This window comes from Amycolatopsis kentuckyensis, from assembly GCF_041679295.1.
GTDB classification, from domain to species: domain Bacteria; phylum Actinomycetota; class Actinomycetes; order Mycobacteriales; family Pseudonocardiaceae; genus Amycolatopsis; species Amycolatopsis kentuckyensis_A.
In genome coordinates, this window is sequence record NZ_JBGDMD010000004.1 from 509,666 (window position 1) to 527,974 (window position 18,309).

Here is an 18,309-nt window from a genome sequence, read left to right on the forward strand (position 1 = left end):
TGTCCGTGGTGCGGATTCAGGTGGAGCGGTGCCGGTCAGGCACGTCAGTCTAGCGCCGCGCCGGTCGCGGGAAAGCGGTTTCCCCCGTGCGCTCGCACCCCCGGGACCGGGCCTTCGAAGCGTTCGACGTCGACGGCCGCGTGCTGGCCCGCGCACCCCTGCGACAGCCGTGACGACGGGATGTCCGCGGTGAGGACGTTCGGGTTGCCGTGCGCGCACAACGGCCCGGTCGGGTGGTCCTCGACCGGGTCGAACCACGCGCCCGTCGCGAGCTGGACCACGCCGGGGCGGAGGGCGTCGTCGAGGACCGCGCCGGCGAGGCAGGCGCCGCGGGCGTTGAACACCCGGACGACGTCGCCGGCCGAGATCCCGCGGGCCGCCGCGTCGGCCGGGTTGAGCCGGATCGGCTCACGCCCGGCCACCTTGCCCGCCTGGCTGACCTCGCCCGCGTCGAGCTGGCTGTGCAGGCGCGTGTGCGGCTGGTTCGCGATCAGCCACAGCGGCCCGGACTCGGTCGGCGGCAGCCAGACCGGGTGGCCGGGGCAGTCCGCGTAGCCGAAGCCGGCGACGGTCGCCGACGTGATTTCGATGCGGCCGCTCGGGGTCTTCAACGGATGCGCGTCCGGGTCCGCGCGGAAGTCCGCGAACAGCGTGTGGTGCTCGCGGCCGGGTGGCAGCCGCAGCTCGCCGGCGGCCCAGAACTCGTCGAACGACGGCTCGTCGCGCCAGCCGCCGTACAGGTGTTCCAGCCACTGCCTCGGGGTGCGGCCTTCGGTGAACTCCTTTTCCACCCCGAGGCGGAGAGCCAGCCCGGCGAAGATCGCGTAGTCGTCGCGTGCTTCGCCTGCGGGCTCGGCGATCCGGTGCATCGCGATCAGGTGGGTGTCCCGGCGGCCGGAGCCGAGGTCCTCGCGCTCCAGCGCCGTCGTGGCGGGCAGGACGATGTCGGCGTGCCGGGCCGTCGCCGTCCAGTGCGGTTCGTGGACGACCACCGTGTCCGGCCGGGTGAACGCGCGGCGCAGGCGGTTGAGGTCCTGGTGGTGGTGGAACGGGTTGCCGCCGGCCCAGTACACGAGCCGGGTGTCGGGGTAGCGCCGGGTCTCGCCGTTGTACTCGTAGGTTTCGCCGGGGTGCAGCAACAGGTCGGCGATGCGGGCGACCGGGATGAACTCTTCGACCGGGTTCACGTCCTGGGGCAGGTACGGCACCCGCAGCTCGGGGCCGGTGTCGCCGACGTCGCCCATCGAGCCGTAGCCGTGCCCGAACCCGCCGCCCGGCAATCCGATCTGGCCCAGCATCGCGGCCAGCGCGATGCCCGCCCACACCGGCTGTTCGCCGTGTTCGGTGCGCTGCAACGACCACGTGACGGTGACCAGGGTGCGTTTCGCGGCCATTTCGCGGGCGAGTGCGACGATGTCGGTGGCCGGGATGCCGGTGATCCCGGAGGCCCACTCCGGAGTCTTGTCGTGCAGGTAGCGCTCGAAGCCGGGGTAGCCGACGCAGTAGCGGTGGAGGAACTCCTTGTCGTGCAAGTCTTCCACGACGAGTGTGTGCGCCAATGCGAGCATCAGCGCCGTGTCGGTGGCGGGCCGGATCGGGTACCAGTTGGCGTCCACTGTGGACGGGAGGTCGTCGCGCAGTGGGCTGATGAGCGCGACCCGCCCGCCGAACCGGGCGAGGTGGCCGGGGGTGCCGTGGACAGTGACCCCGCCCGGCGTGACGAAGACGTTCTTTTCCGGCACGCCGCCGAAGGCGACGATCAGTTCGGTGTGTTCGGCGATCGTCGGCCAGGTCGACGCTTGCCGCAGCACCGCGTGCGTGTCGCCGACGACGTGTGGCAGCAGTACCGAGGAAGTGCCGTTGCTGTAGGTGTTGCGCGAGGCGGTGAAGCCGCCGATGGTGTTGAGGAAGCGGTGCAGCTGGCTTTGCGCGTGGTGGAACCGGCCGGCGCTCGCCCAGCCGTAGGAGCCGCCGAAGATGGCCTGGTTGCCGTGCTCGGTCCGGACGCGGTCCAGTTCGGCGGCGAGGCGGTCGAGGACGTCGTCCCAGGGCACCTCGACGAACTCGTCGCGGCCGCGGCGGTCGTCCGGGCCGGGACCGTGCTCGAGCCAGCCGCGGCGCACGGCCGGCCGGGCCACCCGGCTCGGGTGGTCCAGCGCGGCGGCGAGGTTGCCCAGCAGCGGCGACGGCGCCGGGTCGGCAGGGTGCGGCTCGACGCGCAGCCGGCCTTCGGCGTCGATTTCGGCGGAGAAGGCGCCCCAGTGCGATGTGCTCGGCTTCATGCCCCGACGGTAACCGCGCCGGCCGCCCGGTATGGACCACGTCCTGGTGGTGGGACGCGCGCGACCGCACTCGCCGGTGCCGCGGCGGCGCCGGTTGTTTCTCCCGGCCCGGCCCGGCCCGGCCCGGCTCGGTCTGGCCTGGCTCGGCTCGGCTCGGCTCGGTCTGGCCTGGCTCGGCTCGATCTGGCCCGGCCCGGCCCGGCTCTGCTCAGCCTGGCTCGGCTCGGTCCGGCCTGGCTCGGCTCGGCCTGGCTCAGCCTGGCTCAGCTCGAAAAGCCAATCGAGGCGGCCCGGCGGCGGAACCACGTCCCGCTGCTGGGCCGCGCGGCCCAGCCCAGCGCGGCCGCCGGCGGGCCCGCCCCGGCTCAGTCCAGCGCGGCCACCTTCCGCAACAGCACCGAACGTTCGCGCTGGTTGGCGCACAGCCGGGCGGCCAGTTCCAGCTCCGCGCGCGCCTCGCGGCGGCGGCCGAGGCGGGTCAGCAGCTCGCCGCGCACCGTCGGGACCAGGTGGGATCCCGGCAGCCGGTCCGTTGCGACCAGCTCGTCCACGATCGCCAAGCCCTCCTCCGGGCCCGACGCCATCGCCACCGCGACCGCCCGGTTGAGCTCCACCACCGGCGACGGCGCGACCCGGCCGAGTGCCTCGTACAGCACCACGATCCGGTCCCAGTCGGTCGCCTCGACCGAGGCCGCCGACGCGTGGGTCGCGGCGATCGCGGCCTGCAGGCCGTACGGGCCGAGGCCGCGGACCGACGCCTTGGCCAGCGCGGCCAGCCCGCGCCGGATCGCCGCGAAGTCCCACCGCCGCCGGTCCTGGTCCTCGAGCAGGATCGGCGAGCCGTCCGCGTCCGTCCGGGCCGGGAAGCGCGCGGCCGTCAGCTCGCACAACGCGAGCAGGCCGTGCACCTCCGGCTCGTCCGGCAGCAGCGCGGCCAGCGTCCGGGCCAGCCGGATCGCCTCGTACGCGACGTCGGGACGCAGCAGCCGGTCGCCCGACGTGGCCGTCGAACCCTCGGTGAAGATCACGTACAGGACGCTCAGCACGCCGCCCAGCCGTTCGCGGCGCTCGGCGGGCGGCGGCAGCTCGAACGGGACGCCGGCCGCGGCGATCGTCTTCTTGCCCCGGGTGATGCGGGCCTGCACCGTCGGCACCGGGACGAGGAACGCGCGGGCGATCTCCTCGCTCGTCAGGCAGCCGACCACGCGCAGGGTCAGCGCCACCCGGGCGTCGGGGGAGAGCACCGGGTGGCAGCTGACGAACATCAGCGCGAGGACGTCGTCGTCGATCCGGTCGGGGTCGGCCTCCTCCGCTGCTCCCGGGTCGGCCGCCAGCAGGGCGTACCGGTCCTGCAGCGCCGTCCGGCGCCGGATCGCGTCGATCGCCCGCCGCCGGGCCGTGGCCTTCAGCCAGCCCGCCGGATTGGCCGGCGGGTCGAGCGGCCACGACCCGAGCGCCTCGGCGACCGCCTCCTGGGCGGCGTCCTCGGCCAGCCCGAAGTCGCCGGTGAACCGGGTCAGCGCGGCGACGATCCGCGCCGACTCGATCCGCCAGACGGCCTCGACGTCGGCCGGGCCCATCAGTTCCGGCCGTCGGTGCCGGCGCCGTCCGGGACCTCGTCGGAGCCGGGCACCCGCCGGACCTCGACCTTGGCCCCGCGCGCCGCCGGGACCCGCTTGGCCCACTCGACCGCCTCTTCCTTCGAGGCGACGTCGATCAGGAAGAAGCCCCCGAACAGCTCCTTCGTCTCGCCGTACGGCCCGTCGGTGACCACGGGGGTCTCGCCGCCGAAGTCGACCACGACGCCCAGCTTCGGGTCGTCGAGCCCTTCGGCCGCGACGTAGACCCCGGCCTTGACCAGGTCTTCGATGAACCGGCGGCTGGTGGCCATCATCTCGTCGATGGTCGCCATCATCGCCGCGTTCGACTCGTCGGTGCCCCGCATGATCAGCATGTACTGCGGCATCGTGCTCTCCTCGTCCGCGGGGCCGCCTCTCGGCCCTCGCCCCCTCTTGTCGAACGGGCGACGCGCGGATCAACACGGCCGAGGAAAAACTTTCCGACGCCCGGTCCCGGTGGGGATCGTACCGCCGCGCGGACGAGGTGGGCCGAGGTCATCTTCCGGCTTGCGGGCCGATCATCGAGTTCACGTCGATCGGCTTCGGGATGGCGCCGAGCTGCAGCAACAGGTCCGGCACGCGCTGCAGGCGCCGCGAGTCCAGGATCGAGCCGTAGCCCGGCAGGGTGAGCAGCTTGGCCGTGTCCTCGTCGATCTTGGCGAACCGCACCAGCAGCGGCTCGACCTTGGCGCGGTCGATCAGGGCCTCGTGGGTGGCCTTCTGCATCGCGCGCTGGAACGCGGCCAGGGTCTTCGGGTTCTCCCGGACCCACTTCCGCGTCGCTCCGTAGCCGGTCAGCGGGAAGTCCTGGGTGGCGCCGGTGTTGATGTCGATCACCGGAATCGCGCCCGCCGTCTTGGCGGCCTGGGTGATGTACGGTTCCGGCAGGTAAGCGGCGTCGGCCTCGCCCTGCTGCAGCGCGGCGGCGATGTTCGGCAACGGGATCAGCACCCATTTCACCTTGCCGAAATCGACGTTGTGGTCCTGCATCACCGAGCGCGTGAGCAGATCCGACGCGGTGTTCTTGGCCGTAATCGCGATCTTGCTGCCGGCCAGGTCGAAGATTGTTTTCACCGGCGAATTCGGCACCGTGACGATCGCATTGCTCTTGGCGTTGACCGACGTCGCGTCGGCGACCAGCTGCATGTCGGCGGTACCGGTGCCGGTCGCGGTGAAGAACGGCGGGTAGGTCGAGAACGCGATGTCGGCCTCGCCCGAGATCGCCTTCGTCAGCGAAGCCTGGCCGCTGGCGGCGATGACGGAGTCGACGGTGAGACCCTCGGCCTTGAAGAAACCTTCGTCCTGGGCCAGCCAAAACGGCCCGAGGTCGGTGGTGGGCAAGATCGACACCTTGAGCGTCGACTTCTCCAGGTCGCTGCTCGCCGCGGCGTTCGGCTGGGCCGATCCGAGTGCCCCGCAGCCGGTGAGGACCGTGACGGCGGCGAGGGCGAGCGCGGCGCGAACCCGGCCACTGCTCCTGACGATTCCAAACAAGGCCTGCTCCTCGAAGGAGGTGAGTGAGGGTACCGAATCCAGGGGAGTCGTGTGAATCATTCCCCGGCGTCAGGCAGGCCACTGTAGGAGCCGGTTCAACGCTTGACAACGCGGGATGCGGGCGAAAACGGGATTTCACCAGAATGGCCGCAGGCATTCTTGATCGACGATCTTGCCGGTGATCCGGAGATAACGAAGAATGCTACGAATCGCCGTGGCGAAAAGGCGGTGGGCCGCTGTTTTCCCGGGCGGACGGCCGCTGGGGGCGCGGATTCGGGTCCGCTCGGCGGGGTTTGCCGAACGTCATTGCGTGACCGGGGCCGGGGGTATCGATGGGCCATTGGGGTTAACCGATGATCTGCGGCGAAGGGATGGCTCGGCTGCGGAAAACGTGGTCCGACGGCGGCGGCCGGAGCGGAAAACAACGGATCCGCGGCGGTCGGCCACGGCTGGCCCGGCGGGGGCCGGCTTTTGGGAAACCTGACGGCCGCCGAGCGCCCCCTCGTGGGGGTTTGGAGTTTCGGAATAATCGCAAACGCGCTCGCGGGAAGATCGTGCGGCCGGGTCGAAATCGTCGAACGCCGGCTTTGGCGGGTGGGTGGCGCTCGGGGGCGAGAAATCCCGAATGCGCTGTCGATCCCGGAGGTGTCCCGTCATTCGTCGGCCGAACCGCCGTCGCGCCGCGGTTTCACCGGTTCGGTCGCATTTTGTCGCCGGTGGCGTACACTGCGGGCGCACCCGGAGCGCCCGCAGTGAGAATGGTCGACATTCGCCATTCCGCCGCGACGGCCCGGCGGTTGGTGATCCCTCCTCGTCCACCAGCGGAAATCACGGCCGGATCACGAGTCGGCGAATTTACCGGAATTGATGTTTACCCGGACGATCGGAGTTGTTCCGGCAAACCTCTTGTTGGGGAACAACTTTTACTTCTATTATTCCGGGTGTGCGACCGCTCACGGACGGTACCGAACTGCTGGTCGGACGGGACAGTGAGCTGTCCTGGCTGGTCGGCTGGATCCGTGGTGTCGCGGCCGGTCGAGGCAACGCCGTGCTGGTGGACGGCGAGCCGGGGGTCGGCAAGTCCGCACTGGTGCGGGCCGCCTGCGCCGCGGCCGCGGACGCGGACTGCCAGGTGTACTGGGGAGCCGGTGACGAGCTCGGCCAGGCCCTGCCGCTGCTCCCGCTCCTGGAAGCCCTGGGTGTCACGCAGGGTGCGCGGGATCCCCGTCGGCAGGCCATCTCCGAGCTGCTGCGGGGCGGAGCCGTCTCGGGCCGGGGCGCCGACCTCGCCGCCGCGGCCGCCGAGCAGCTGATCGCGCTGGTGGACGAGCTCTGCCAGGCCGGGCCGGCCGTGCTGGTCGTCGACGAGCTGCAGTGGGCCGACCGCACGACGGTGGCGGTGTGGAGCCGGCTCGCCCGGGCGGTCCGGCAGCTCCCGCTGCTCCTGATCGGCGTGCTGCGCCCGGTGCCGCGCCGCGACGACCTGCGGTCGCTCTTCCGGATCGTCGGACCCGACCGGCGGCTGCGGCTGGGCCGGCTCGCCGAACCGGCCGCGCTCGAGCTGGTGGCGGCGCTGGCGGGCGGTAAACCGGGCGCCGAGCTGGCGCAGCTGGCCGACGGCGCCGCCGGGAACCCGTTGTACCTCACCGAACTGGTCGACGCGCTGAGCCGGAGCTCGTGCCTGGAGGTCGACACCGCGGGCATCGTGGAGCTGACCGGCGCGGCGACGCCGGACTCGCTCCCCGAGGCGATCGCCGACCGGCTGGGCTTCCTCGGCGAGCAGGCGCAGGGCGTGCTGCGCGCGGCGGCGCTGCTCGGCGTCGGCTTCTCGGTCGCGGACCTGGTGGCCGTGACGGACACCCCGCTCGCCGACCTGCTGCCCGCCCTCGACGAGGCCCGCGCGGCCGGGGTGCTCGTGGCGGCGGGCGACGACCTGGCGTTCCGGCACCCGCTGATCCGCACGGCGTTGTACGACGAGATGCCGACGGCGGTCCGGATCGCCTGGCACCAGGCCGCCGCGTGGGCGCTGGCCGAGGCGAGCGCCCCGGTCGAGCGCGTCGCGCGGCAGCTGCTGCCGATGGTCTCGACCACCGACAGCCGGGTGCCGGTGCCCGCGTGGGCGGTGCGGTGGCTGCTCGAAGTCGCCACGCTGCTGATCGGGCAGGCGCCGGTGGTCGCCGTCGCGCTGCTGCGCCGGGCGGTGCGCGACGCGCCGCTCGACGACGCCGTGACCGGCGCGCTGGCCTGCCGGCTGGCCGACGCGTACTACCAGGTGGACAACCTGGCCCAGGCCGAGCGGATCGCCTGCCGCGCCCTGGATCGCGTCCGCGACCCCGACGTGCGCGTCGACCTGCACACGACGGTCGTCCAGTGCCGCGGGGCGACCGGTCGCGCCGCCGAATCCCTCGCCGCGCTGAACGAGGCGCTGACCCAGCCGGGCCTGGAAGCCCGGCACCGGGCGAAGCTGCTGGTGCTCATCGCGCGGACGCACCGCGACCTCGGGGACGTGCAAACCGCGGGCGAGGTCGCCACGGCGGCGCTGGTGGAGCTCGGCCCGGCCGAAGACCGCTGGGCGACCGGGTGGGCACTGCACCTGCTGAGCCTGGCCGCGATGTCGCGGGGCGACTGGGCCGGCGCGCTGCCGCTGTTCGAGCGCGCGATGGCCATCGTGCGGGGCGACCCCGCGCTGATCGACCTCACCCTGCTGCTGCGCATCAACCAGTCGGTCACCCTCGGCGCGCTCGACCGCCTCAGCGACGCGCTCGCCGCCGCCGCCCAGGCGCGGGAGCTGGCCGATCGCACCGGCAGCGTCGTGCGCCTGGCGCAGGCCCAGAGCGGGATCGGGCACGTGCTGCTGGGGGCGGGCCGGTGGGACGACGCGCTCGCCGAGGTGGACGTCGTCCCGGACGACCGCAAGGAACCGGCCGTGGTGTGCGGCGACCACGGGGTCGCGGCGATCATCCACTTCCACCGCGGCGAAACGGCCGACGCCCGCCGCCACCTCGACGTCGCGGCGCTGCACGCGGAACGCATCGGCGACCGGGTGGTGGATTCGCTGGCGCGGGCCCGCGGCCTCGCGTTCGAGCACGCGGGCGCGCCGGAGCGGGCGCTGGCGGTGCTGACCGCGGCGATGCCCAGCGAGGACGCGAGCCAGGAACTGCTGGCCGAGGCGGCCCGCCTCGCCACGGCGACCGGCGACGACCGCACGGTCGCGCAGATCGAGGCCCGGGTGAGCGCGCTCGCGGCCGAGTCGCCCATCCCGCACCGCCGCGCCCTGTCGTTGTACTGCCGCGGTTTGCTGGACGAGGACGGGACGATGCTGCTGCGAGCGGCCGACGCCTACGACGAGGCGGGCCGCCCGCTGTCCCGGGCGAGGGCGCTGGAAGCCGCGGCGATCGCGTTCGCCAAGGGCCGCGAAGAAGACCGCGGTTCGGCACGGGCGGCGTTCACCCACGCGACCGACGTGTACGCGGAGCTGGACGCGCAGTGGGACGTGGCCAGGCTGCGCGCGATGTTCCGGGCATTGGGCATCCGCCGCGGCCCGACGGTGAAGCACCGCCAGACCACGCACGGCTGGGACAGCTTGACCCCGACCGAGGGCCGGATCGCGGCGCTGGTGGTGGAGGGGCTGTCGAACCCGCAGATCGCGGCCCGGCTGTACCTGTCCCCGCGCACGGTGGGCACGCACGTTTCGCACATCCTGAACAAGCTGGGCGTCCACTCGCGGATCGACATCGCCCGGGAAGCGGCCCGCCACCAGCCGGCGTCGGGCTGAGCGGTCGGCGAAGTGCCCGGCTCGGAGGTCTTGAATGACTCATTCAGGACCTCCGAAGACCTGAATGAGTCATTCAAGGCATTCGCCGGGGCGGGATCGGCCGCGGCACTCGGCTGCCGGGGCCCTGGCTCGGCCGGGGTGGGACCGCCGTAGGCGGCCGGGTGCGTGTGGGCGCGGCCTTCCGGGCGTCGGCATCGTCCGGAAGGCCGCTCGCCACCAGCCCGCGCCGGGCTGAGCGGCGGCGGTGACCTCGGCCGGTTTGGGTGCGGCTTCCCGCGCGTCGGCATCGCGCGGGAAGCCGCTGCTCGGCAACCCGCCTGGGGCTGAAGTCAGACTCCGACCTCCGGCGCGTTCCCCTGGGGGCGCACGGTGATCGTGCGGGCCACCCGGGCCGGGGTGCGGCGCGTCACGGCCACGTGCCCGCTCGTGATCTGGCCCAGCAGGATCGCCAGCACGAGCACCAGCGGCGTCTGCCACGTGCCGGTGTGCGTGTGCAGCCAGCCGCACGCCAGCACGCCGAAGCCGGCGATCAGGTATCCCACGCCCTGGACCATCGCGGACAGCGACAGCGAGCTGTCCTTGCTGCGCAACGAGATGGTCGTCAGCACGAACGCGAGCGAGCCCATGCCCGCGCCGGTCGCCACGGCCCACAGCCAGGGCGCCGCCGCCGGGGCGAGGAGCAGGCCGGTCACCCCGATGACGTTGGGCGTGGCCAGGACGACGACGAGCAGGGTCTGGTTGCGCCACCGGCGGGTCCAGCCCGGGACCAGCAGCATCATCGGCAGCCCCATGGCCATCGACACCGCGAGGCACGTGCCGGCGGTCGTCGGCGAGACGCCCGCGTCGCGCAGGATGCCCGGCAGCCAGCCCATGACCAGGAACGTCACCGTCGAGATCAGTCCGAAGTGGATGGTCAGCGCGGCGGCCGGCGGCCCTCCGGCCGCTTTTTGGGGCGCCACGAGGGATTCGTCGGGAGTGCGTTGCCACATCTGCATGGTCAGCAGCGCCACGATCGCCCACAGCCCCAGGGCGTACCGCCACGACGACGACATGACCACGGCCGGCGTGACCAGCGCGCCGGCCGTGCTGCCGAGCCCGAGCCCGAAGGTGAAGGCGGCGGAACCCCCGGCCAGCAACGGCAACATGGTGCCGAGCACGGCGATGGACAGGCACGCCAGCGCCGTTCCGACGAGCAGTTGAGACGAGCCCCCGAGCACCCGGCCGGCCAGCGACAGCACCAGCCCGGCCAGGCCCACGGTGACGGTCCGGTGGGCGCCCACCCGGCCGCACAGCCACGGCGTCGCCCAGCCGCCGAGCCCGATGGCCCACAGCGGCAACGCGACGAGTACCGCGGCGACGAGGCTGCCGGCGACGGAGATGTCCGGCAGGGCCGCACCCAGGCTCGTGACGGCGGGCCGCAGGTTGATGGCCAAGAGGAAGATCACAACGGTGGAGGCGGTGGTGGTAGCACGAGACATCGCTCCTCCTCGGCTTCGAGGTCGGAGCGGCGGGCCCCGTGGAACAATGCTTCGCGGAACGCGTGGATCAGACATCCGTCACCTGACGGATGGCCGGAAGGTCCGTTGTGCGTCAACGGTTCTACGTCGTCCACCGGACCTGCGAATGGGCGTGCATCGGCACGACCGGCCGGTTCGCGGTGACACTGGGGAGTCGGCTGACGCGCAAGCACCCATCCGGGCGACCGCGGACCGGCCGGGTGGTGTCAGTGCGTCAGCAAGTCCAGCACCAGCGCCAGCGGCGGCCACGCGGCGCGGCCCCGGCGGGTGCACGCGAAAGCCCGTTGCCGGACAGCCGGATCGGCGAGCGGCAGCAGGGCGACCCCCGGCCGGGTCGGCCGCCCCACCGGCAGCAGGCCGACGCCGCGGCCGGGCGCGGTGATGAGGTCTTCGACGAGTTCGAGGCTGTCCGCGCGGTGCGCGACCCGCGGCGTGAACCCCGCCATGGACGCGAGCGTGCGGAGCACGTCCTCGTCGGCGGTGTTGCGGGAGTTGCCGATCCAGTCGTGGTCGCGGAAGGCGTCGAAGACGGCGAGAGTCCCTTCGCCCCGCACCCGGCGCGCGTCGGCCGCGGGGACGCCGAGGCCCCACGCCGCTGTCCACAGTGGACTCACGGCGACCGCGGGGTCCACGGTGGCGGGCGCGAGGTCGTAGTCGTAGACGAGCGCGAGGTCGAGGTCGTCCGCAAGCAGGGCCGCCAGTGCTTCGGCGGGCTCGAACTCGCTCACGAGCACCCGCACACCGGGGTGGCTCCCGGCGAGCCGGGCCACGGCGGGCAGCACCGAGCGCCGGACGGCGGTGGCGAACCCGGCGACGCGGACGGTGCCCGCCGGTTCGGCGTGCGGGTCGAGGTCGGCGTGCGCGGCCTCGACGGCGGCCAGGATCGTCACGGCGTGGTCGGCCAGCCGCCGCCCGGCCGGGGTCAGGCGCACGCGGCGGCCGTCGGGTTCGAGCAGCGGCGTGCCGACCTCCCGGGCCAGCACGGCGATCTGCTGGGACACCGTCGACGTCGTGGTGCCGAGCACGTCCGCCACGGCCCGCATCGACCCGTGCCGGGACAGCTCCAGGAGGTATTCCAGGCGGCGCGTGTCCATGGCCGGATTGTCCATGATTCCTGAATGGACTGTCCAGCACCGGCAAGTGGACGCGAACGGTGTGTGGGTTATTTCCTGGAACTGTGCCACCCACGACCCGTTCCGGAGCGACCCTCGCGGTCGCGGCCATGTTGTGCGTCCAGCTCGGTCTCGCCGTGTCCATCGGCCTGTTCGACCGCATCGGCCCCGAAGGAGCCGCCTGGCTGCGGCTCGCGTGGGCCGGCGTGCTGCTGGTCGTGCTGGTGCGGCCGCGGCCGTCGTCGTTCCGGCGGACGACGTTCGCGGCCTGCGCGGCGCTGGGGGTGGTCACGGCCGGGATGACCATGCTGTTCATGGAGGCGGTGGCGCGGCTGCCCCTGGGTACGGCGAGCGCGCTGGAGTTCCTCGGGCCGCTGACCGTGGCGATCACCCGCGGCCGCGGGGGCAGGAAGGTGTGGCCGGCCTTCGCCGCGGTCGGCGTGGTGCTGCTGACGCAGCCGTGGCAGGGCGGCGCGGACCTGGCCGGCGTGGGGTTCGCGCTGGCCGCGGCGGTGTGCTGGGCGAGCTACATCCTGCTGACGCAGCGGGTCGGCGACGAAGTGGCGGGGGTGCGCGGGCTGGCGGTGTCGATGCCGGTGGCCGGGCTGGTGGCGACGCTGGTGTACGGGCCCGCGGTGCTCGGGCACCTGACGTGGCAGCTCCTGCTGACCGGGCTCGGGCTGGCGGTCCTGCTGCCGGTGGTGCCGTTCAGCCTGGAGATGCTCGCCCTGCGGCGGTTGACGACATCGGCGTTCGGGACGCTCATGAGCCTCGAGCCCGCGATCGCGTTGGTGATCGGTTTGGTGGTGCTGCACCAGGTCCCGGACGCGGCCGCGGTGGCCGGGGTGGCGTTCGTCGTGGTGGCGGGGGTCGGTGCCGAGCGGACCGGTGCCCGGGAGCCGGTGAAGCAGCCTGCCGTGTCTTGAATGACTCATTCAGGACCCCCGAAGACCTGAATGAGTCATTCAAGACGTTCGGTGGCAGGGTGGCCGGGTGGCGCAACTCAGAGCGGGCCGGCCCTGCGAAGCAGCCGGCTCGAGGGAGCCTGGCGGCTTACCTCAGGGCGTCGAGGCGCCCGGCTCGTGCGAGCCCGGTGGCTGACCTCGGAGCGTCGAGGCGGCCTGAGCGAGCCCGGCGGCTCACCGCAGCTCGTCGACCAACCGCCGCGCCGCCATCGCCGCCCCATCGGTGCGCATCTGCGCACCCAAAGCCGCCGCCCGCGCTCGCGTCTCGGGCTCCAGCGCCGTGTCGAACGCGGCGCTCAGTGACTCGAACGTGGCCGTCGCGCCGTCGAGTGCCGCGCCTACCCGGCACGCGGCCACCCGCTCGGCCCAATACGGGTTGTCCGCCACCCGGATCGGGACCACCACCTGCGGCACCCCTGCCCGCGCGGCCGTCTGCGTCGTGCCCGCGCCGCCGTGGTGGACCACCGCCGCCAGCTCGCCGAACAGGCGCTGGTGGTTCACGTCGCCGATGGTGAAGCAGCCGGCCACGGCCAGGTCCGCCCAGCCGCGGGACACCAGCACCCGGTACCCCCGCGCGCGGCTCGCCTCGACCGACCAGCGGGCGATGTCCGGCGCCGGGCCGATGCTGCCGAAACCCACGTAGACCGGCGGTTCGCCCGCCTCCAGGAACTCCACCAGCGACGGCGGCAGCGGCCGCTCGTCCACCCGCGTCCACGCCCCGTCCTGGACCACCTCGAGCCCCGGGACCGCCGGCCCCAGGACCGGGTCCGCCGCCAGCCACGGCCGGTCGGAGTAGACGTGGTCGCGCACGTTGTCCACCGGGGCCAGGCCGAGCGCGGCCCGGTGGCGGTTGAGCGGCTCGCGGAACTGCGCGTTCACCCGCTGGGCGTCCACCGCCCACGACGCCGTGTGGTCGCTGCCGTCGCCCTCCGGCCAGCCCGGCCGCGGCGGCGGCGCGTGGTGCGGCGACGGCAAATTCACCACCGAATAAGTCACGTACACGTAGGGAATCCCCGCGGCTTCGGCCACCGACCGCGCCGCGACCTGCGCCAAGCCGGCGGCCACCAGCGCGTCGCAACCTTCGACAACCGACGGGAAAACCTCGAACTGCGTTTCGACGAGTTCGGCTCGGTACCGCGTCAGCTCGGCCGGGGTCGCCCCGCGCGTCAGCGCCCGCACCGGCGGTCCGACCGGCACCGCGTCGATCCCGAGACCGGCGATCCGGTCCGTGAACTCCGGCGGGACGCACATCCGCACGTCGACGCCGAGGGCCCGCAGCCGCACCGCCAGGGCCACCAGCGGTTCGACGTCCCCGAGCGTTCCGTACGTGGACAGCAGCACCCGCGTCACCGCGGTGCCCCCGCGTAGAAGCCGACCGGCATCGTGACGTCCGCGCTCGCGGCCCCGCACTCCAGCATCCACAGCGCCGCGGCCGGGCCGAGCTCCCGGCCCAGCACCCCGAGCGCGGCCGGGTCCGGCGCCACCGCCCGCGCCTGCGCCACCCCGCGCGCGAACGCCTCCGGGTCCCAGCCGCGCGCGTCCCCGTCGCCGAGGGAGCGCGCCCCGCCGGTCAGCGCCGCGACGGGCATCGCCTCCGGCACGCCGAGCAGGCCGTGGGTGCGTTCGCCCACCAGCACCCCCATCCAGCGCGAGGTTTCCGGGGTGGGCCGCGGCCCGGTCCACCGGGGCCGCCCGTCGAGGTCCGGCAGCTTCGCCGGCGCACCGGACACCGCCCAGCGGCCCGCCCACTCCACGGCCAGGCCCGGGGCGCTGCGGGAGGCGGGGTTGTGGAACCGGGCCATGTCCCACCGGGTCCCGACGGCCACCGCGGCCAGGTCGCGGTGCGGCCAGACCCGCGCCTCCCACCAGAACCCCCACGGGAACGCCGCGGTGTGCCCCCACCACCAGTCCTCGCCCAGGTCCGGGTCCGCGAGCTCGAGCGTCAACCCGGAGAACGACCGCACGCCGTGCGGACTCGGCCGCTCGACCCGCGGGGTCACCATCGCCGCGAGCGAGTCCGGCGAGACCACGCCCCCGCGCAGCAAGGATTGCAGCAACCGCGCGAAATCCGCCGCGCTGGTGTACATCCCGACTCCCGGGTACGCCGCCGTGCGCAACGGCGGGCTCGGCACGCAGAAGTCGCCGAAAGCCGCGTACCCGGTGGCGCCGGAAGGGGTCCCCGTGCCGTCGTCGATGCCCGTGGAAGTCATCCCGGTCGCGGCGAACACCTCCCGGCCGACGCGGGCACTGTACGGCTCGCCGGTCAGGTGCTCGACGACGCCGCCCAGCACGCCGACGCCGAAGCTCGAGTACGAGTACGGGCCGGGCGCCGTCACCAGCGGCAGCGCCCCGCCGTACTCCACCGAACGTCCGGCCTCGTGCCGCCGCCGGACGTAGTCGAGGATCGGCTCGGCCGGCGCATCGCACGCCGTCGCGGTGACGATGTCGCTGTAGTAGCCACCCTGGTGCGAGGCCAGCATCGCGGTGGTGACGGGCTGCGCGTCGCCACGCAGTCCCGCGGGCAGCACGTCGTCGACCGGCGTGTCCAGGCCGACCACACCGGCCTCGACCAGCTGCATGAACGCCAAGCCCGTGACGGGTTTGGTGAGCGAGCCCGCGGGGGCGGGCGTTTCCGCGGTCATCGGCGTGCCTGCGGCCAGGTCGGCGAACCCGGTCGCGGCCGTCCGCAGGTCCTCGCTCGTCGCCACCGCGACGGCGACCCCGGGCGTGCCGGTGACGGCGGCCAGCCGGGGCAGAACGGCGTCGAGCGCCCCCATCACGTCGTCGAGCACGCTCACCCCTCGGTGGTGTTGTAGTTGACGATCCGCTCCACCATGAAGGCGCGCGCCCCGGCCAACGGGCTGTCCGCGTCGCGCCGCGCCACGTCCGGCAACCGGTGGGCCTCTGCTTCGGCGACCACCACCGTGCCCCACAGCGCGTTGAACCCCGAAGGATCGGCGGGCTTCTCCGCGGCGGCCTCGACGGTCACGACGCCGTCCCCGCCCGAAACGGCGAGGGCACCCATCTGCCGCAGCACGCCGGGGTCGCTTTCCTTCGCCGCCACCACGCTCCAGTCCGCCTGCCGCACGGCGGCGACCAGGCTGCCGACGTCGCTGACGACGATGTCCGGGAGCACGAGGGCCACCGGTCCCCGCGTCATCGGCAGGGCGCACCGGATCGCGCCGTCGAGGCCCGGCGCGGTCACGTCGTCCTGGAGGACGAAGACCAGCTGGAAGGTCCCGGCGTAGCGCGCCAGGTACTTCACCGTGTCCAGCTTGTGTGTCCCGAACACGACGACCACGCGCACGCTGAGGCCGCTCTTCACCAGCTCGACCGCGGGCTCCAGGCTGCGGTCCAGCACGGTGACCCCGGGCGCCAGGCAGTGCAGCTCCTTCGCGTACGGCGCTCCGAAGCGCGTTCCGAAGCCGGCGCAGGGCAGGATGATCGAAACGTCGGGGTCGCTCACCGCAGCCGCACCTCCAGCGCGACCCGGTGCCGCCCGCGGGGCAGCGGCACCCACGCCGGCTCGCCCACCGGCTCCACCGCCGGGAAGCGGTCGAACAAGCTGCGCAGCGCCACCTCCGCTTCCACCTTCGCCAAGGCCACGCCGAGGCAGAAGTGCGGCCCCCAGCCGAAGCCGACGCTGCCTTCGCGGCCGCCGTGCTCGGCCTGCCAGCGGACGTCGGCCGCGTGCGGGTGGGCGAACCGTGCCGGGTCGCGGTTGGCCGCGCCGAGCACCGCCTGCACCGCGTCGCCCGCGCTGATCCGCACGCCGCCCACCTCCAGATCGGTTGCGGCGTAACGCAGTCGCGCCAGCTGGACCGGGCCGTCGGTGCGGACCAGCTCGCGCACGGCGGCCGGCCACAGCGCGGGCTCGGCGCGCAACAGCTCCCGCTGGGCGGGGTCGCGCATCAGCGCGAGCGCCGCGTTGGACAGCATGTGCGCCATCGTTTCGTGCCCGGCGAGCACCAGGAACACCACGAGCGCCACGACGTCGACGTCGGTCAGGTCGTCCTGGGCGACGACCTCGCTGAGCAGGTCCTCCCGCGGTTCGGCGCGGCGCCGGTCGACCAGGGCGTGGCAGTAGGCGAACATCTCGCCCAGCGTCGGCGTGATCCGCGCCGGGTCGCCGTCGACCAGCACCTTGCCCCAGCGCCACCAGTCCGCCCAGTCCGTCTCGGGGACGCCGACCAGTTCGCAGACCACGGCCATGGCCAGGGGATAGGCGTACTCGTCGAGCAGGTTCGCCGTCGGGCCCAGGCCGTCGAGCAGCTCGTCGACGATCTGCTGCACCCGCGGGCGCAGCTTGGCGACCCGCGACGCGCTGAACGCGTGGCTGATGCTGCGACGCAGCCTCGCGTGCTCGGCGCCGTCGAGGCTGAGCAGGCTGGCGCGCAGGTAGGGCAGGTGCTCCGGGGGCGTGCCCAGCGCGAGGAACGCCTCCTCCTGCGTCTGCGCGCCCTGCCCTGGCAAGCCGGTGGGGTCGTTGCGCACGGCCGGATCCGACAGCACCGCGCGGACGGCGTCGCTGCCGGTGACCAGCCAGCCTTCGCCGCCGCCCGGCAGCCGGGCCCAGCAGACCGGGGACTCGGCGAGGACACGGTCGTACCCGCCCATCGGGTCGTCGAGGACGGCCGGATCGCGGACGTCCACCACAGGTTCGGACGACATGTCAGCCTTTCAGCGGGCCGCCGTTGATGGCGACGCGGTGCCCGAAGCGGGTGTGCGGGTAGTAGTCGTAGGTCGCGTGGTGCTGGACGCAGCGGTTGTCCCAGAACACCAGCGTGTTCGGCTCCCAGCGCACGCGGCACGCGAGCATCGGCCGGTTCGGCACGACGGAGAACAGCAGGTCGAGCACGGCCTGGCTTTCGTCGGCCGACAGCTGCGGGATGCGCGAGGTGTAGGCCGGGTTGACGTACAGCAGCGGCCGGTCGGTCTCCGGGTGCCGCACGACCACCGGGTGCTCGCTGACCGGCGGCTCGTAGCCCTCCGGGATCTTGTGGCCGCGGAAGGCGTGGGCGCCGTCGTGGATCGCGGTGAGCCCGGTCAGGAACTCCTTCAGCTTGGGGGAAAGCATGTCGTACGCGAGGTGCATGTTCGCGAAGAGCGTGTCGCCGCCGCTGCCCGGCTCGGGCATCCGCGTGATGTGCAGCATCGAACCGAGCGACGGCTCCTCGTCGGCGGTGCCGTCGGCGTGCCAGCCGTTGCCGAACACGGTCGCCGCCTCCGGGGCGGTCGCGACCTCGAGGATGTAGGGGTTGCCGTGCTCGGGCGGCGGGTTCACCGGGCGCAGCTCGCCGAAGTTCGCGGCCAGGCGCTGGTGGTCGTCCGGCGTGATGTCCTGGTCGCGGAACACCAGCACGTGGTGGTCCAGGAACGCCGTCTTGAGCTCGGTGAGCTGCTCCTCGGTCAGTTCCCGCGTGAGGTCGAGGCCGGTGACCTCGGCGCCGATGACCGGCGTCAGGCCCCGCACGGCCAGGGTCCGGTAGTCGCGTGCCGGCCGCGTCGTGATCCGCTTGACGGCGTCGAGTTCGTACTGCTCCAT

General features: G+C 73.4%; 13 protein-coding genes. 2 read left to right on the forward strand and 11 right to left on the reverse strand.

What is annotated here, in order from left to right:
* Positions 1-44 precede the first annotated feature (44 nt).
* The 4 genes from ACERZO_RS19030 to ACERZO_RS19045 form a co-directional block, all read right to left on the reverse strand.
* A complete protein-coding gene (locus ACERZO_RS19030) occupies positions 45-2,282 on the reverse strand; it encodes a molybdopterin-dependent oxidoreductase (protein WP_372666022.1) in 2,238 nt (745 codons plus the stop codon).
* Positions 2,283-2,647: 365 nt separating this feature from the next.
* Positions 2,648-3,862, reverse strand: coding sequence for an RNA polymerase sigma factor (locus tag ACERZO_RS19035; protein WP_372666023.1), 1,215 nt, complete (start codon positions 3,860-3,862; stop codon positions 2,648-2,650).
* Complete coding sequence (locus ACERZO_RS19040) at positions 3,862-4,248, reverse strand: YciI family protein (protein WP_372666024.1); 387 nt, start codon at positions 4,246-4,248, stop codon at positions 3,862-3,864. Before ACERZO_RS19040 ends, ACERZO_RS19035 begins: the two co-directional genes overlap by 1 nt.
* Before the next feature lie 148 nt (positions 4,249-4,396).
* Positions 4,397-5,395 (reverse strand): ABC transporter substrate-binding protein, encoded by a 999-nt coding sequence (locus ACERZO_RS19045; protein WP_372666423.1) that lies wholly within the window; start codon positions 5,393-5,395, stop codon positions 4,397-4,399.
* 943 nt (positions 5,396-6,338) lie between these two features.
* Between ACERZO_RS19045 and ACERZO_RS19050 the strand changes: the two genes are divergently transcribed.
* A complete protein-coding gene (locus tag ACERZO_RS19050) occupies positions 6,339-9,170 on the forward strand; it encodes a helix-turn-helix transcriptional regulator (protein WP_372666025.1) in 2,832 nt (943 codons plus the stop codon).
* Between the two features lie 329 nt (positions 9,171-9,499).
* Here ACERZO_RS19050 and ACERZO_RS19055 read toward each other — a convergent pair whose 3' ends face one another.
* Both ACERZO_RS19055 and ACERZO_RS19060 read right to left on the reverse strand, forming a co-directional pair.
* Positions 9,500-10,648, reverse strand: a complete 1,149-nt coding sequence (locus ACERZO_RS19055) for an MFS transporter (protein ID WP_372666026.1) — start codon at positions 10,646-10,648, stop codon at positions 9,500-9,502.
* A gap of 245 nt (positions 10,649-10,893) precedes the next feature.
* Positions 10,894-11,781 (reverse strand): LysR family transcriptional regulator, encoded by an 888-nt coding sequence (locus tag ACERZO_RS19060; RefSeq protein ID WP_372666027.1) that lies wholly within the window; start codon positions 11,779-11,781, stop codon positions 10,894-10,896.
* An 83-nt stretch (positions 11,782-11,864) separates the two neighbouring features.
* On the opposite strand from ACERZO_RS19060, the gene ACERZO_RS19065 reads away from it, so the two are divergent.
* Complete coding sequence (locus ACERZO_RS19065; RefSeq protein ID WP_372666028.1) at positions 11,865-12,725, forward strand: EamA family transporter; 861 nt, start codon at positions 11,865-11,867, stop codon at positions 12,723-12,725.
* 213 nt (positions 12,726-12,938) lie between these two features.
* Here ACERZO_RS19065 and ACERZO_RS19070 read toward each other — a convergent pair whose 3' ends face one another.
* The 5 genes from ACERZO_RS19070 to ACERZO_RS19090 are packed head-to-tail and all read right to left on the reverse strand — an operon-like array spanning position 12,939 to position 18,309.
* Positions 12,939-14,114, reverse strand: coding sequence for a glycosyltransferase (locus tag ACERZO_RS19070; protein ID WP_372666029.1), 1,176 nt, complete (start codon positions 14,112-14,114; stop codon positions 12,939-12,941).
* A complete protein-coding gene (locus ACERZO_RS19075) occupies positions 14,111-15,556 on the reverse strand; it encodes a serine hydrolase (protein ID WP_372666030.1) in 1,446 nt (481 codons plus the stop codon). The genes ACERZO_RS19070 and ACERZO_RS19075 overlap by 4 nt, the downstream gene beginning before the upstream one ends.
* A gap of 2 nt (positions 15,557-15,558) precedes the next feature.
* Positions 15,559-16,230, reverse strand: coding sequence for a hypothetical protein (locus ACERZO_RS19080; protein ID WP_372666031.1), 672 nt, complete (start codon positions 16,228-16,230; stop codon positions 15,559-15,561).
* Complete coding sequence (locus tag ACERZO_RS19085) at positions 16,227-17,435, reverse strand: cytochrome P450 family protein (RefSeq protein ID WP_372666032.1); 1,209 nt, start codon at positions 17,433-17,435, stop codon at positions 16,227-16,229. The genes ACERZO_RS19080 and ACERZO_RS19085 overlap by 4 nt, the downstream gene beginning before the upstream one ends.
* Position 17,436: 1 nt before the next feature.
* Entirely contained in the window at positions 17,437-18,309 is an 873-nt protein-coding gene (locus tag ACERZO_RS19090) for a TauD/TfdA dioxygenase family protein (protein WP_372666033.1), read from the reverse strand.